Source organism: Aedoeadaptatus urinae (genome assembly GCF_900155585.1).
Lineage (GTDB): Bacteria > Bacillota > Clostridia > Tissierellales > Peptoniphilaceae > Aedoeadaptatus > Aedoeadaptatus urinae.
This window is the reverse complement of record NZ_LT707417.1, coordinates 278,537-294,225: the sequence shown is the minus strand read 5'-3', so window position 1 is coordinate 294,225 and position 15,689 is coordinate 278,537. Positions and strand designations below refer to the sequence as shown.

The following is a 15,689-nucleotide window of genomic DNA, read 5'->3' as shown; positions in this document are numbered from 1 at the left end:
ATCAGATATTTAAGGAGGTTCTCATGGACAAAATTTTAATTGGCAAGGGGAAAACGGAAAATTATATTCTTCTAAATAAAATTAACAGACACGGACTCATCAGCGGCGCGACCGGCACCGGCAAAACCGTCACTCTAAAGGTGCTGACGGAGGGCCTCTCCGACGCCGGCGTTGCGACCATTCTTGCCGATGTGAAGGGCGATCTCGCCAATATTTCAAAGCCCGGCGAGATGAACGACAAATTAAATTCAAGGCTTGAAGAGCTCGGTATTTCTGATTTTGATTTTAAAAATTACCCTGTCAATATGTGGGATATTTACGGCGAAAAAGGAATTCCGCTTCGGGTGACTGTTTCGGAAATGGGTCCTCTGATGCTCGCAAATATTTTGGAACTAAACGATACGCAGACCGGGGTTTTAAATATTATTTTCAAGGTTGCCGACAGCGAGGGCCTACTGTTAATCGATTTAAAGGATCTTAAGCAGGTGATCAATTTCGTCGGCGAAAATAGAGACGAAATTAGTAAGACCTACGGAAATGTGGCCGGTCAAAGCCTCTCTGCCATTTCCAGAAAGCTTTTGTTTATTGAAGACGCCGGCGGCGACCTGTTCTTCTCAGAGCCTGCCATCGATATCGGCGACCTTATTCGAACAGATGCAAGCGGCAAAGGTGTAGTAAATATTTTAAATGCCACGAAATTGATTTCAAATCCGCTTCTCTACTCCATGCTTCTTCTGTACCTGCTTTCGGAAATCTATGAAAGCTTCCCGGAGGTTGGCGATTTGGACAAGCCGAAGCTTGTGTTCTTCTTTGACGAAGCCCATTTACTGTTTAACAACACGCCCAAGGTGTTACAGGACAAGATCATCCAAGTCGTTCGTCTCGTGCGCAGCAAAGGGGTGGGCGTATTCTTTATCACTCAAAATCCTCTCGACGTGCCGGAATCCGTTTCGTCACAGCTTTCCAACAGAATCGTCCATCAGCTACGGGCTTACTCTCCCAAGGAGCTCAAGGCGATCAACGCTGTGGCAGGCACATTCAGACAGGACGAATCCATGGATATAAAGGAAGAAATCATCGGTCTCAGGACCGGAGAAGCATTGGTTTCATTTGCCGATGAAAGCGGCGCGCCCACCGTGGCGGACAAGGCACTCATCCTTCCGCCCCACTCATCCTTTGCGACATTAAGCGACGATGAGTATAAAGCCTTGGTCGATTCTTCGCCTCACTATGCCAAGTACAGGGACCCAATCGACAGGGAATCCGCCTACGAGGTTCTTTTAAAAAGAATCGAAAGAGAAAAGTCGGAGGCCGAACAAGAAAAATTAGAAGCTGAAAGACAGAAAGAGCTCGAAGCTCAACGAAAGGAATTCGAACGAGCAGAAAAGTCCCGCCGCAGCCAAAAGACGTACATCGATAAGGGCATCGACTCCATGCTCGGCACCATTACGAGAACCGTCGGTCGTGAAATCGCAAGAGGCCTCCTGGGCTCCATGAAAAAAAGAAGATAAAACAAAAAGACCGGAAATGAATCCGGTCTTTCTTTCTTCGTTTAAATTTTATTTTAAAGCTTTTTCAATTAGGACTAAATTTACGCCTTCAAGCCCGTTAAAAACACAGGGAACGATGTCGATTTCTTCATAGCCCAAGGATTTGTAGATTCTTCTGGCAACTTTGTTTTTTTCATTGGTGTCGATGCGCAAATACTTGCAATTATTTTTCAAGGCATAGTCTTCATAAAATTTCATAAAAGCTTTGCCGTAGCCTTTTCCCTTTTTGCCGGGATCGATTACCAGCGTGTGAAACACCATGACCTCAGACGAATCTGCTTTATATCGCCAATGGGCCTTTTCATAAACATCCACTTGGTTTTGGTTAATGATTCCGCTGCCGATAATAAGTCCATCCTCTTCAAGTACGAAAAGATCCTCTCTTTTCAGCGCGTCCTCGGCCGTTTGGCGGACGGGATACACGCCCGCTTCCCAACCGACATGCGCTTCGCCGGCCTTTTCCGCCAGATGAATTGCATTGTATATTCTCTCCACAGCGTCGATATCATTGGCATTTGCTTTTCTGATATTCATTTTATCTTTTCCTCTTTGTAATGACTTCCGCATCCGATGCCGAAAAGCATGGAGCCGATGATCCACGCGTACTCCGTTCTTCCGGTTTTATATGACATGTAGATTGAAGCTATAAGTGCAATAAACGCGATAATCGTTAATATCAGCCATAAGTTCTTTTTGTCCATTTTATCTCCCCTATAATTTAATTCTCTATCTAATTAAATTATAGAATTTACTACCGCCATTAACAAGAATAAAGCTTTAAAAATAAATGAAGACGACGATTAAACGCCAATCCTTTCATCGGATTAGACAGAAGCCGCAACAAAAAAAGGAGAGTCGAGCTCTCCTTTTAATTTTAAATAATTATTTTTCCCTCGGAACGTATCTGTCGTAAGGAAGTGCGTAGGCTTTTTGTTTAATGTATCTGCCCGTGCCCTTGTCGCCTACGAATTTTCCGTTTTCAGCCATTAGCTTTCCTCTTAAAAAGACTTTTTCACATATGCCGGATCGTTCGAAGCCTTCATAGGTTTCGTAGTCACTGCCTTCGTAATTATCTTCGAAGGTGATGGTTCCCTTGACCTCGGGATTATAGATGACGATGTCGGCGTCCGATCCCGGAAGGATCGCTCCCTTTTGAGGATAGAAGCCACATACCTTTGCAGGGTTCGTCGCCGTCAGTTCAACGAATTTTTGTCTCGTAATTCTATTCTTCGTTACGCCTTGGGTCCACATCATGTAAAGTCTGTTTTGCATGCCCGGACATCCGTTGGGAATCTTCGTGAAATCGTCGATTCCTTTTTTCTTTGATTCGAACCCACCCTTCACTGCCGCGTTGTCGGATCCGACAGCCATCAAGTATCCCTTGTCCACTCCGTCCCATAGTGCTTCTAAGTGGTCTTTCGTCCGAAGTGCCGGTGCACATACATACTTTCCGCCTTCGAAGTTGGGTTTTAAGAAATTGGATTCGTCAAGAGTCAGGTAATGGGTACATGTTTCTCCATAGACGCTGTATCCTTCTTCTCTGGCTTGCTTTACAAATTTCATTGCATTCTTGGTGGATACGTGTACTACAAAGAGAGGGCAGTCGGCAATCTTCGCCATTTCAATTCCTCTGAATGTCGCCTCGTCTTCCACGATCGGCGGTCTGGATAGGGAGTGGCCGATAGGATCTTTAACTCCTTCCGCCTTATATTTCTTGGCTAAAGCTTCGATAAAGTCTCCGTTTTCACAGTGAAGCATGGATGTTAAGCCGTATTTCTTCGCCTCTGTCATCCCTTGGATAATCAGCTCATCATTTGCATAGAAAGGGGTGCCCTTGTATGCCATGAAGAATTTGATGTTTGCAACGCCGTTTTCAGCAAGCTCCGGAATACTTCTCATCAAAAGATCCGGATCGTTGTCCATGACCATGGAGTGGAACGAATAGTCACAAGATGCCTTGCCTATGGCATTTTCTTTTTCGTGCTCTTGTAAAGATTCGATCAGGGTCTTGCCTTTGAATTGCGGAGCGAAGTCTACGATCGTCGTCGTTCCGCCCACCAGCGCTGCGTGAGACGTCTCGAATGAGTAAGAACCGAAGGGCCCCATGTGCACGTGCTCATCGACTCCGCCGGGGAAGACGTACTTGCCCGTCGCATCGATCACTTCACAACCGTCTTCAGGAAGGTTGATGCCGATCTCTTTTATCTTTTCATCTTCAACTAATATGTCGGCAACATATTCGGAAGAAGCGGAAATAATCGTGCCGTTCTTAATTAAAAGTTTCATAGCAACTCCTTATAAAAAAACGCCGGGCATTTATAGCGTCATGCCCCAAAATGCCTCAGCGTCTTCATTTTACTTAAAAAGTAATTTTATTTGTCGAATTGTCTTTCGTGTTTGGTATAAACGGAATTGTCGATGCTTTCCAGGTATTTAACAACTTCGTCTACCGGAAGAACGTCAGCGAATTTCGCTTCCATGTCGAACATATTCCATTCAACAACGCCCGGCACCCTGTCTCCTACGGTTCCTTCGGGAATAAGCGTCTTGAATCCGTAACCAGTGGAGTCCATGACGGTGTGTCTTACACATGCACAGGAGGTCGCTCCCATGACGATGAGCGTGTCAACGCCGAGGAAGGTAAGGATGTGAGCTAAGTGCGTACCGAAGAAGTTAGAAGCGTATTTCTTGTGAATAACCGGCTCTTCGGGACGCGGTTTAAGCTTCGGGTCAATTTCCATCCACTCACTGTCGATGTCGAGCGTGTGCATCGGAATTTTTTCATCCCATCTCGGAAGGTCCCATTGTTCCTTACCAACGTATCCTGTCGTCGTGTGGAAAATCGGAACGCCTGCTTTTCTTCCCGCTTCGAGAACCTTCAGTGCGTTTGCACAAACTTCTTCAGATTTATCACAAGTAAACGGGTGACCTTCACTCATCCAAGCCTTCGCCATATCAACGGTCGTGATAGCCGGTGCTTTTCCTTGACCCATGTTTCTCATGAATCCACGTTCTCTATAAATCTTTCTTGCTTCAGCAAAAGCTTCCTTAAGGATGTCTTCGTCAAAACCGTAATGGTCAACAAATTTAAATTCCGGGTTCATTTTTTTGGTCATGATAATCTCCTTTACTTTTTTGAAGTAACGTTTTCATTTTCTTTTCGTAATCCTCATTTGAGCTCGGAATGAAGAAATGAGATAAAGCTTAAAACCCTTAAGTGTCTACACAATGATGTTGTTAAATCTCGAGCTTTGCTTCCTGACTATATATTAACAAGTAGTTCTTACTGTATCAAGTTCGCATACGAACATTTGCAAATGTTTTCTAAACATCTTCAATGATTTTTTTTAAATAATCTTCATCCAACACTTCAATATTATTTCTTTCAATCTTAATAACCCCCAGAGACTCAAGCTTCTTCAGCTCTTGATTCATACTCGGCCTGGTAATCCTTAAGGTGTCCGATAGCATTTTTTGCGTAACCGGTATCTTACAATAATTGATATACTTCTTCATAATGAGCCAATAGGCAATTCTTTCTTGAACCTTTTTGTACCTTGTGGCATTTAATACGATCTTCGTATGGCACGTGCAGTTGGCATTAAAAAGGAGGATATTGTTTACAAGACTCTTTTCAGAAGCGATGACCTATTTTAATTGATTCCAGGGTATGTAAAAAATCTCACTTTCAAACGCAGCATAGATATCGTAGGGCCAAAATTTAAATCCTGCATACAATAGATGCAAGGGATAAACTTCATTCTCATAATAATAGGCGCTTGTTCTTTCCGAACCGTCTTCCAGGAACTTCGTCTGTTTAAGCAGACCGGATTTGATGGCAACAAGCTCGTCTATCTCTTCCCCTTCGCATGCGACCATATCTCCCGGCATTAAATGAGCCTGTTCTATATCTAATTTACAGATTTTCTTTAAAACTTTATCTTCCAAGCCTTCAAAAATAAAAATTGATTTTAAGTCAGAAGTATTCATCCTTATGGCCTCCTATACCATAATTTTATAAAAAGAAATTAAAAAATACAAAGGATTTTCACTATTGTAACCATGATAAACGCTGACTTTTCCAATCATCAATTCGCAGAAATTTTTTCGCCAAACATCGATGTTTAAAAGAGGCTGTTTAAATATAATTTGAACAATTTCTACAATAGTTGAACCTGCTCATGCTCGAAATATGAAAAAGTTAGCTTTGGCAAAAATAAAAAAATGCTCTTAGAATTTTCTGTAATCTTCTAAAAGCATTTTTTGAGTGACCCCTTAACTGTATTTTGCCATTAAAAGACCCCCCCAAAGTTTGATTTCTTGATCCGACTTTTGGGGGGCAGTGCATTTTTTAATGTAAACTAGTTGTTATTCAGCCAGTTGACAGCGGCTGTAAGCATGAGCCCCAGCCCAATCGGCATCATATTCTCGTCAAAATCCACTCCGGGATTGTGGTGGCTAAAGTTGTTGCCCGGCAATTTGCAGTCTACATTGAAATAGGCGGTTGGAACTTTTTCAGCCACAAGAGCCATATCTTCGCTGGCCATGATTCGTGAGTCCGGAATGAGTTCGCCATCAAAGTCACTGTTTTTTATATAGCCCACAATTTCTCTTGTGAATTCCGGGTCGGAATAAAGGCTTGGAACTCCGGTGAAGAAGTCGAAATCGATTTCAGCTTTTGTTGAAATCTTTAATCCTTCAATAATTTCCAGCATCCTTGTTTTTAATTTGTTTCTAACTTCCGGATTGTATGCACGAAGGGTTCCTTGCATTTCTGCAAGATCCGGAATAATATTCGAGTTTGAGCCGGCACTCAGCATGCCAAAGGTCAATGTGCTCGTTTCTTGAGGTGGACATTCGCGGGCGATTAGCTCTAAGAAATTTGTGTAAATATTGACAGCCACATTGATCGGGTCAATGGTCGTGTGCGGATATGCGCCATGGCCGCCTTTCCCTTTAATTATAATTTTAAAGTTATCTGAGCTTGTAGCGACATAGCCTTTATTGTAACAAATTGAACCTGTTTCTCTGTCAAGCGCCGTGTGAAGTGCAAGAGCCCGATCCACTTGAGGATTTTCTAATATTCCATTTTCAATCATCATTTTAGATCCTGCAAAAATTTCTTCGGCAGGTTGGAACATAAATTTAACTGTGCCTTTGAAATTTGCCTTTTCTTTTAATAGAACTTTTGCAGCAGTTAGGCCAATAGCAGAATGAAGATCGTGGCCGCAAGTGTGGGCAGTATCTCCGGTTGAAGCAAAGGGCAAGCCATTATCTTCATTCATTGGAAGGGCATCCATATCTGCCCTGATCATAATGCATTTTCCTTCGCCTTTTTCACCTTGAATGACGGTAGATAAACCGGATGTACCATATTCTTTTACTTCAAGGCCAAGTCCTTCAAGTTCACCCTTTACATATGCCTTTGTTTTCGGTAAATCCAGTCCGACTTCCGGAATTTGGTGCAAGGCTCTTCTTTTTTCAATTAGCTCATCTTTGTATTTTAGAGCTTCTTTAAAATAATTAGTCATAATTCCTCCTTACGTGTTAAACTTCTCTCTTTTGAATATTGCGTTTCTTTGCATATTTTTTAGCTAATATTGGAGTGATAATGCTCGTCAGCACCACGCCAAATGCAATTTGTGCAACCGCAACCTCTGCCATTTCAGTTACATTCGGGTTACCTGCAGCCATTATCGTAGGCACGGAAACCGACAAACCTGCGATGGATGTGATTCCGAAGGTTGTCATTCCATCTTCTTTTAAAACCCTTGTTTCGAAAAGCCAAATGAGCGGAAAACAAATAACATAGAAAATGACAGTTAAAATGATTCCCTTAAATCCGGCTTGAAATGCTGAGATCAAGTTGATTCCGGCACCGAATGCCCAGCCCATAAATGGGTTTAGAATAGGAACAGCTGCTGAGAAAAATTTGCCCAGGTCTTTGTCCAAGTTGCCGATGATTACTCCCGCTGAAATCGGAATTAATACTGAAATAACCGGCATCCAGTCAACATTAGATGCTTTGGACACGCTGTAGACTAACATTGGGAAAGCCGGCACACATAGTAGACCGGTAAGTCCAAATGCCGCTTCATCGCTTTCGCTCCCGTAGTCGCTAACAAGAGCAAGGTACAGGGATGGATTGATTGAACAAATCGTCGTAGTAAAGGCAATGGCTGAAATTCCCCAAATGCCTTCCATTCCAAAGAAACGGAAGAATAGAATTGAAAAAACAAAACAAAGGATAACTTTTACCAGCAAAATCGAACCCTGTTTCTTTAAAACTTTTTTGATTTTTTCTAAATCCAGGGCTGCCGACGAGCAAAAGCAAACCAGGGCAACTATGTAGTTAATACCTTTCGTGGTGAAGAATGCTTCCGTCATCCCGCCTATCTTAAAAATATCCGGCAAAAATGTAGCAAATAATGCGCTGATTAACATGGGAATTAAAAGCATGCCACCGGGAATTTTTCTCATGAATTTTAACATAAAAGCACCTCCGCATTTAATAGATACCCAGTTAACACGATAAGTTATTAAACATGATATTAAAGGAAACCCCAATCATCATTAGTCATTTGATAATTACTTTATACAGATATACTTCTTATCTAACTTATCTATAAATCCCATCTCTTTTTCTTCTTCAAAACTTAGAGCAGTTATATCTGCAGGATAAAACGTATTTTGCTCTATGAATTCTATAATTTCATTTACACTTTTTTGAATATCATAAGAGAAGGTTGAATATAATAGCAAAACATCAATATCTTCTGAATATTTATCTGGTTTCAATATAGAACCAAAAATATAAGACTTGTCAAAAAAGCAAAACAAATCTATATTATTTTTAATTAAATTAATTGCTTCTATTTTATTTAATTTCATTGATATATCCATAAAACTCATCCATTGTAAGTAATTTAACTTCAAAATTATCAGCTAAGTTTAATGCTTCTCTTGATATACAGCGTGACCCATTCCAATTATGTAAATTTACAATTACATAATTAGGTTTTGGCGACATGCTAGATAAAAATGTCCTACTTAAGCAATATTCATAAACAAAAACTATGTTAATGTCATTCACTTTAATTTCTCTTAATGAATCTTGGTTAACATATGTAAAATTTATATTTCGAGATCTTAAATATTTCAAAGCAAAATTTAAACTTTCTAATCTAACACCCGTTTTTCTAAAACAACTGTTATCATAATATAGCTGCCTTACTCTAGGAGTATCATCCATAAATATTTTTTCTCTATTTTTCAGTAATATATATGGTCTATCTATCCCTAGCATAACTTCGTCTATCAAATTTTCTTTTCTCAATACTTTTATCAGTTCTTCCATCGACTCTGTGGATGGAAGAATATAATCGGTTACTGGCATGATTCCAAAAATAGAGTTAATTTCCTGTGGAAAAAGCACCTCTCTCAACTTTTCTCCATCATCTCTGGTAATTTTAAATTCATCAACATGAGTTATAAACTTTTGAATCAATTCTAAATTTGAATATTCCTTATACGAATGCTGCTGAAATAAAGTACGATTATTTTCAAATAATAATTTTAGCTTTTCATTATTTGATAATATTTGAGGCTCAAATTTATCCCATAAAGACTTATTACCACTCAGGTAGTAACTTTTATATATGCTATAGTTCTCTCTCAAAAAAGGAACAACTTTTTCTTTAAGTTGATCAAAAGAGCTCAGTTCTACAGAAAAAAATTTTTCTAATTCATTTCTTCTAATCTCTTTCCATTGCTTAACAATGTTTTCATCTATAAAACCAGTTTTATCAAATTTCTTATGACAATTAGGGCATAAGACTATCAAGTTTTCATATGAATTATCTTCTGTTTCATAATATGCACCGATATGTGCTTTTTCCATAATATCACTATTCTTTATAAATAATTCTGCTCGACAATCTGGATTCATACATCTTCCCATAGATTCTGCCCATAATCTACGTTTACATTTTCAGCAATTGCTTTTCTATTCATTTTCTAACCTCCGTTTATTTATATGGAAATTTGTCGCCAAAATTTATTTAATCATATGAAAATACTTCAACGCATCAAAAATAGCCTCTTCCTTTTCAATTGGGCACTGTGGGATTTTCCGACTCTCGTTGTTTGATATATTGTAGTGTTCCCTAATGTCTAAACCATATTTTCTCTTCACTTGTGCAATATAAAGTGTAGATACCTTAAACCCAAACTTTTCCAAAACATAGTTTTGAATTTGCTTATAGGTAGCCTTACTCTCAGCACTTGTTAAATCCATATCATCCATCGGAAGTTCTACACTAATATATTTCTTTGAATCTAGTCTGGAAAGCAACACGATTGTCTCAACATGGCTTGAGTGGTCAGTATGGATAAAATTTAATTTTTTTAAAAAGCCTCGTATGTGAGAATATATTAATCAATATGTATCTTATAATACATTATATCATTCTGGATCAAAGAAAGAAAAAACAGCCCTACAAAAGAGCTGTTTAGATTATTATTTTCTTGTTATAGTCGCATTACTTATACTAGATGATCTACAAACATTGCTATAGGCAGTAATAAGATTAAAAGTAGATTCAATATTATAAACAACTTATCTTTGTCCTTTATCCCAAATATTAAACCTATTAGTCCAATAATTGGGCAGACAAACATTGATGTCAGTCCAGTTGGTCTTAGACTTGTATAGCTTTGAAATATATCTACTGGAAGTAGGTAGGAAATCACAAAAATCGTGAGTCCAAGTAGAAATAATTTTTTACTGATATTTTTCTTCATACTATTCTCTTTCTTTGAAATTATATTGTTCGAATTAAATCTGTAGTCGGTCTGTTTAAAATTCTCTTTAAAGAAAAATGATAGATGATTAGATTAATACCATAGACGACTTATGAAAATCCTAAGAAACTTTTATAGTCATAATATTTTATTAAAGTACTCATTCTTAAATTAGAAGCGATTATCGATATTATAAACATAACTCCTAAACTTGTTATAATAGAAATTGTAACCGACTTTTCAAAGTAAAATTTAATTTTAAAAATCGCACCATCTTTTCCATTTTTTACAGATATATCTCCATTGTTTGCCTCAACAATTGATTTTGCCATGGCAAGTCCTATGCCAAAGCCCTTAGAGTCAGGACTTTTATAAAATCTTACTAATATTCTTACTCATAAGTCCCTCCTAGTCAAATCCTCTTATCAAATCAATGGGATCGATCTTTAAAATATTTTGTAAAGTTGTCTTGTAAATTAAAATATTTATACCATAAATCAAAATTCCAAAAGCAAGGAAATATTTATATTCAAAATAAGACAACAAAATTTTCATATCCAATGTTGGAGATATTTTTGCAATTGCAAATAAAGCAGCAAAACTTACTATTAAAACTATTGCCAGTGATTTAATTTCTTCTAATATAAAATCTCTTGTATATTTGTTTTTCAGTTCTTCCTCATCTATTCCACAAGACACTAAAGATCCAATTTCTTTTTTCCTTGCCATTAAACTTAAATTAATAGAAGAATATCCATTAGTTATATTTAAAATAAAAATTATGCTTGCAATAAAAATTATCATAAGTCCAAAAGTTTTTACGTCTTTCATGCGATTTGCTTCTACATCTTTGCTTGTAGTTAAATTATAAGTTTCATTGTAGGCAATGGAAGAATCTAATCTCTCTTTAACTTCATTCTTTATATCGTCTAACTTATTTTCATCAACTTTCATTGAGAGTTCGTAGGTGTTTCTTCTCAAGTCATTGTTGTTTTTTAAATAAAATTTATTCCATTCTTCTAAAAGTTTAAAGTATGTGTCAAAGTCAACATATAAATTCACATAAAAAGGTAGTCTTCTTTGCCTAAAGTCCTTTGTGTCATCAATTAATTTATCTACTTTGATTGAATAATTATAATTTTCATCTTCTGTTATGGAGTAATTTAAACTATCCATATTTTTAAAATATTTTGTTGTTTCTGATCCATCAATTGGTGCATTTGGATTGACTTGGACTTTATTTAATAGCAAAGCCTCTCCCTTTTTGCCACCTATCTTTTCAAAAGTTTCATCATCTAAGGCTGTTATAATTCCATCGAGATAAAAATCTTCGCCATTATCATAATATTTGCGGATTGTTTCATCTAAATCAAGAGACCTAAACTCATCTGAATAATTTTGATCCTTACTAAGGGAAATATATTTTTCAGTTGAAAGGAAGGCTCTGTGATTTTCTGTAGTCTTCATTATATCTTTTAATATATTTGGAACTTCAGCTTCATTTGAATGAATTGATATATTAATATTCGTATTGTAAGTGTAAGTATTTTTCACCCTATTGTACTTTGCCATAGAGAAAACTATCAAAAAAATTGATACAATTATCATTCCAATTGCAGAAATATATCTCTGAGAGGAAATAGTTTTTAAATTATTTATCTTTAATTCCTTCCAAATATTTTTATTCTTCTTTAGTTTTATATTTTTGTCATTAAAATTGCCCTTTATACCATCAATTATATTTATCTTTGCGATTTTTTTAGCTGGAGCAAGTATTGCTATTAAAATTATAAAAAAGCAAATTAACAAAACTACAAGTGCAAGCCTTGGCGAAAATTCTATATACTTGTACTTTTCCTCTTCCTCTACAATCCTTTGAATACCAAGATTGAGGAGGTTGATTCCTCCATATCCGAAAACATGTCCCATAACTATTGGTAGAAGCGAAATTTTTAATCCATCTTTTAAAAGCAATTTATAAATTTGGTAATTTGTTGAACCAATGGACTTGTACATTGAAATTTCTCTTATCTTTCTTAGACCCCAAACTGTAAAAATATTTTTTACAAAAAATATAAAAATAAGTATTGTAGCAAATATTAAAATAGAGTCTACAATCACCTGCCTATTTTGTTGTAAAAGACTTCCATCAACATTATAGTAATCTTTCATTATTTCGCTAAATTCTAGTTCTACTTTATCTTTATTCAAGGCAGATGCAAGATCTTTTTCTAAATTATCTTTATTATTGTAGGCTTTTCTAAAATTATGGAATCTTACAAAGCTATTGGTCTTTGCATCCTTTCCAATGACAGTAGAAGCATAAAAAATCTTCATATTCTCATTGTAAAGATTTCTTGTGATACCACTTATTACATATTCTTTGCTATTTTTTCTTGCAAATTCTTCATCCTTAGTAACACTTGAAACTGGCTTTATAATTTTTCCATCAACTAATCTATTCCCAAATTCTACTTTTACCTTATCGCCAATTTTTAAATTTTCTTTTTCTGCAAGACTTTTAGGTATGGTAATTTCGTTATCTTTTGTAGCAAAACTTCCCTCTTTTAACATATTATCTTCTAACATCTTGTTAAAAGCTTGGTCTGTATAATTTATCACTAAGACATTTTGAGATAGCTTGGCAGAATCATTTTCTACTGCAACTTCTCCCACTTCTTTAATGTTTTTTATTTCTTTTAATTTACTTGAGTCACCAGAAACTGTATCAGGCATAATTTTAGCATCATAAATTGATCTGTTCCTAAAATATTCATAATCGAACTTATTATTTACATATCCAAAGTAAACACAAAATGTAAAGAAAATTGCAGTTATAAAAAGTGAAAGTGAGATTGAGAGATTCTTCTTATTCATTATTCTCATCTCCCACTATTTTCCCATCGACAATTGTTATTACCCTTTCTGCCTCTAGGGCTATAGACTCATCATGGGTGATTACTATAATTGTCTGTTTTAAAGTCCTGTTAAAATATTTTAATATTTCAATTATTTCTCTTGAATTCTCCCTGTCTAGGTTTCCCGTTGGTTCATCAGCGAGTACAAGAGACGGAGAATAGATAAGACTCCTTGCTATGGCAACTCTTTGCTGCTGACCTCCTGAAAGTTCACTTGGGAAAGAGTCGAGTTTACTTTCTATACCAAGTTTCCTAACTGTATCTAATAAGGTTTCCTCATTGATTTTCCTTTTATCAAGCTTTAGAGGAAGTTCTATGTTATGTCTGACTGTTAAATTTGGAACCAAATTATAAAATTGATAAATTAGTCCAACTTTTCTTCTTCTAAAGTATGCCAATTCTTTTGTAGAATACTTTGAGATGTCGTTACCATCTATATAAACCTTACCATCATCTGGGCTATCTACTCCTCCTATGATATGTAGGAGGGTTGATTTACCAGATCCACTCGGCCCTACAATGGCAACAAATTCTCCTCTTTCAATTTCAAGGTTAACACCGTCTAAGGCAATGACCTTAGAATTACCCTCGCCGTATTCTTTTCTTAGATTTTCTACTTTTAATATTTCCATAACTGCCTCCTTTTTCTTGTGTCAAGGTAAGCATATGAAAGTAAAGTGACTTTTAGGTGACATTGTAAAATTTAATTTCAAATCTTGCTCCACCATCAATATTTGAAACAGAGATTTCCCCGTTGTTTTTTTCGACAATTGTCTTTGCCATAGCAAGTCCTATGCCAAAACCATTTGAGTCAGGCGTTTTATAAAAGCGTTTAAAGATTTTTTTGATATTATCTTTTGCAATTCCTCCGCCATTGTCTTCAATGATTAAGCATGTATAGATGGGGGTTTTGTATGATGAAACCACGATTTTATCACAAGTCGGTCTATTATCAGCATTTTTTACAATATTAATGAGAGCTTCTGCCAGCCAATAAAAATCTCCATAAATACTATTTTTCTTTAAACTTTCTGCTACTTCTACATTAGTAGATCTCCTTAAATCTAAACTATCTAAAGCATAAGCCACTAATTCATCTAAACGAATTTCTTCTTTTTTCATAAGATCTTTGTTGGCATCAAGGCTTGATAGTTTGAGCAAAATATCTGATAGAGAGTTTAATCTAATAGTTTGTCTTTTTAAAATTTCTATATCTTCATTAGCTGGAAAGTCCATCTCCAAATTTTCTATAGAAAAAAGCATAGAAGTAATTGGAGTTTTTATTTGATGAGCGATGTCTTCTAGGTATTCTATTTGCTTTTCGCTATTTTTTCTACTTGTCTCTTTGGCTTCCACTATTTCAATAAAAAGCTTGTAAAATTTATCTTCCAAAATTGAAAAATCATCTTGCTTCATAGGGATTTTATAGTTCTGATTTTTCATATTCTCTATCAGATCTATAAGCTCATTTATTCTATTTTTCTTTCTTGATTCTAAAAAATAATAAAGAAGTCCCAGACTTATTATCCAAAATACATATAGCATCTCAATCCATCCTATAACCAATTCCTCTGACAGTAGTGATAACTTCCCTATCGAGCTTTTCTCGGATTCTCTTAATAGTAGATGTGAGTGTATTATCATTTACAAATCTATCTCTATCTTCCCAAAACCTTTCTAACAGCTGGCCTCTTGTATAAACTCGGTGAGGATTTTTAGTAAATAAGACTAGGATTTCATACTCAAGTGGAGTTAGTTCTATTTGCTTACCTTTAAAATAAACTTTTGAATCATTTAAATCTATTTTGATATCCTTGTAAGTAATTATTTTGTCTTGACTTAGAGGTATTGTTCTTAAAACCGCATCAATTCTTGCCCTTAATATTGCAAGGGAAAATGGCTTTGTTAAGTAATCGTCTGCTCCTTGATCTAAGGCAGCAATTATAAAATCTTCATCATTTTTTACAGTAGTAACTATAACTCTGATGTTCTTATCTTTTAACTTTTGAATCAAATGTTGACCGTCTTTATCTGGTAGATTTATGTCCAATAGTGCCACATCCATGTCTACATTCATCTTATAGCTTGTTTCGTAAAAAGATGATGCAATCTCTACTTCATAACCATTATTAACTAAATACTTTTCCATTTGTAAGGCAATTTCTTTATTATCCTCTATAATCAAAACACTTTTCATTTTAACCCTCTCTTTGAAATCTATTAAATTAATTTGTTCTGTATCATTTGTCTATAAGCAATTTGATGCTACTAACCAATAATTACACTTATAGTATACCATTATCATTTATATTAAAAGCAGATCCTTTACGGATCTGCTTGCTTTTAAATATTTATTTTATTTTCTCAAGAAGAGAAACTGATTCCACATGGCTTGAGTGGTCAGTATGGATAAAATTTG

General features: G+C 36.0%; 16 protein-coding genes and 2 pseudogenes. 1 reads left to right on the top strand and 17 read right to left on the bottom strand.

What is annotated here, in order from left to right:
* The first annotated feature begins 23 nt into the window (after positions 1-23).
* Complete coding sequence (locus tag BQ7397_RS03750) at positions 24-1,511, top strand: helicase HerA-like domain-containing protein (RefSeq protein WP_077074786.1); 1,488 nt, start codon at positions 24-26, stop codon at positions 1,509-1,511.
* Between the two features lie 48 nt (positions 1,512-1,559).
* Here BQ7397_RS03750 and BQ7397_RS03745 read toward each other — a convergent pair whose 3' ends face one another.
* From BQ7397_RS03745 to BQ7397_RS03675, 17 genes and pseudogenes are all read right to left on the bottom strand, one after another.
* Complete coding sequence (locus BQ7397_RS03745; protein WP_077074785.1) at positions 1,560-2,084, bottom strand: GNAT family N-acetyltransferase; 525 nt, start codon at positions 2,082-2,084, stop codon at positions 1,560-1,562.
* A gap of 348 nt (positions 2,085-2,432) precedes the next feature.
* On the bottom strand, positions 2,433-3,836 hold the full coding sequence (hydA, locus tag BQ7397_RS03740; RefSeq protein WP_077074784.1) for a dihydropyrimidinase: 1,404 nt from the start codon (positions 3,834-3,836) through the stop codon (positions 2,433-2,435).
* Positions 3,837-3,922: 86 nt separating this feature from the next.
* A complete protein-coding gene (locus tag BQ7397_RS03735; protein ID WP_077074783.1) occupies positions 3,923-4,666 on the bottom strand; it encodes an isochorismatase family protein in 744 nt (247 codons plus the stop codon).
* A 208-nt stretch (positions 4,667-4,874) separates the two neighbouring features.
* Positions 4,875-5,084 (bottom strand): Crp/Fnr family transcriptional regulator, encoded by a 210-nt coding sequence (locus tag BQ7397_RS03730; RefSeq protein ID WP_268801906.1) that lies wholly within the window; start codon positions 5,082-5,084, stop codon positions 4,875-4,877.
* A 114-nt stretch (positions 5,085-5,198) separates the two neighbouring features.
* Positions 5,199-5,540, bottom strand: coding sequence for a cyclic nucleotide-binding domain-containing protein (locus tag BQ7397_RS03725; RefSeq protein WP_077074781.1), 342 nt, complete (start codon positions 5,538-5,540; stop codon positions 5,199-5,201).
* A gap of 371 nt (positions 5,541-5,911) precedes the next feature.
* A complete protein-coding gene (locus BQ7397_RS03720) occupies positions 5,912-7,081 on the bottom strand; it encodes a M20 metallopeptidase family protein (protein WP_077074780.1) in 1,170 nt (389 codons plus the stop codon).
* Positions 7,082-7,097: 16 nt separating this feature from the next.
* Positions 7,098-8,042 (bottom strand): 2-keto-3-deoxygluconate permease, encoded by a 945-nt coding sequence (locus BQ7397_RS03715; protein ID WP_077074779.1) that lies wholly within the window; start codon positions 8,040-8,042, stop codon positions 7,098-7,100.
* Positions 8,043-8,138: 96 nt separating this feature from the next.
* A complete protein-coding gene (locus tag BQ7397_RS03710; RefSeq protein ID WP_083703400.1) occupies positions 8,139-8,441 on the bottom strand; it encodes a hypothetical protein in 303 nt (100 codons plus the stop codon).
* Positions 8,428-9,498, bottom strand: a complete 1,071-nt coding sequence (locus BQ7397_RS03705; protein ID WP_077074777.1) for an HNH endonuclease signature motif containing protein — start codon at positions 9,496-9,498, stop codon at positions 8,428-8,430. Before BQ7397_RS03705 ends, BQ7397_RS03710 begins: the two co-directional genes overlap by 14 nt.
* A gap of 108 nt (positions 9,499-9,606) precedes the next feature.
* The gene (locus tag BQ7397_RS03700) at positions 9,607-9,906 is read right to left on the bottom strand and encodes a 23S rRNA methyltransferase (protein ID WP_234970570.1); all 300 of its coding nucleotides are present in this window, start codon (positions 9,904-9,906) and stop codon (positions 9,607-9,609) included.
* 188 nt (positions 9,907-10,094) lie between these two features.
* Complete coding sequence (locus BQ7397_RS09335; protein ID WP_077074776.1) at positions 10,095-10,352, bottom strand: hypothetical protein; 258 nt, start codon at positions 10,350-10,352, stop codon at positions 10,095-10,097.
* Positions 10,353-10,372: 20 nt separating this feature from the next.
* Positions 10,373-10,591, bottom strand: a pseudogene (locus tag BQ7397_RS09545) (hypothetical protein); the annotation flags it as partial.
* Positions 10,592-10,597: 6 nt separating this feature from the next.
* Positions 10,598-10,744: pseudogene (locus BQ7397_RS09540) on the bottom strand (sensor histidine kinase); the annotation flags it as partial.
* Between the two features lie 16 nt (positions 10,745-10,760).
* Positions 10,761-13,229, bottom strand: a complete 2,469-nt coding sequence (locus BQ7397_RS03690) for an ABC transporter permease (RefSeq protein ID WP_077074775.1) — start codon at positions 13,227-13,229, stop codon at positions 10,761-10,763.
* Entirely contained in the window at positions 13,222-13,902 is a 681-nt protein-coding gene (locus BQ7397_RS03685; RefSeq protein WP_077074774.1) for an ABC transporter ATP-binding protein, read from the bottom strand. The genes BQ7397_RS03690 and BQ7397_RS03685 overlap by 8 nt, the downstream gene beginning before the upstream one ends.
* A 52-nt stretch (positions 13,903-13,954) precedes the next feature.
* Positions 13,955-14,815 (bottom strand): sensor histidine kinase, encoded by an 861-nt coding sequence (locus BQ7397_RS03680; protein ID WP_077074773.1) that lies wholly within the window; start codon positions 14,813-14,815, stop codon positions 13,955-13,957.
* Position 14,816: 1 nt separating this feature from the next.
* Positions 14,817-15,467, bottom strand: a complete 651-nt coding sequence (locus tag BQ7397_RS03675; protein ID WP_077074772.1) for a response regulator transcription factor — start codon at positions 15,465-15,467, stop codon at positions 14,817-14,819.
* Between the last annotated feature and the right edge of the window lie 222 nt (positions 15,468-15,689).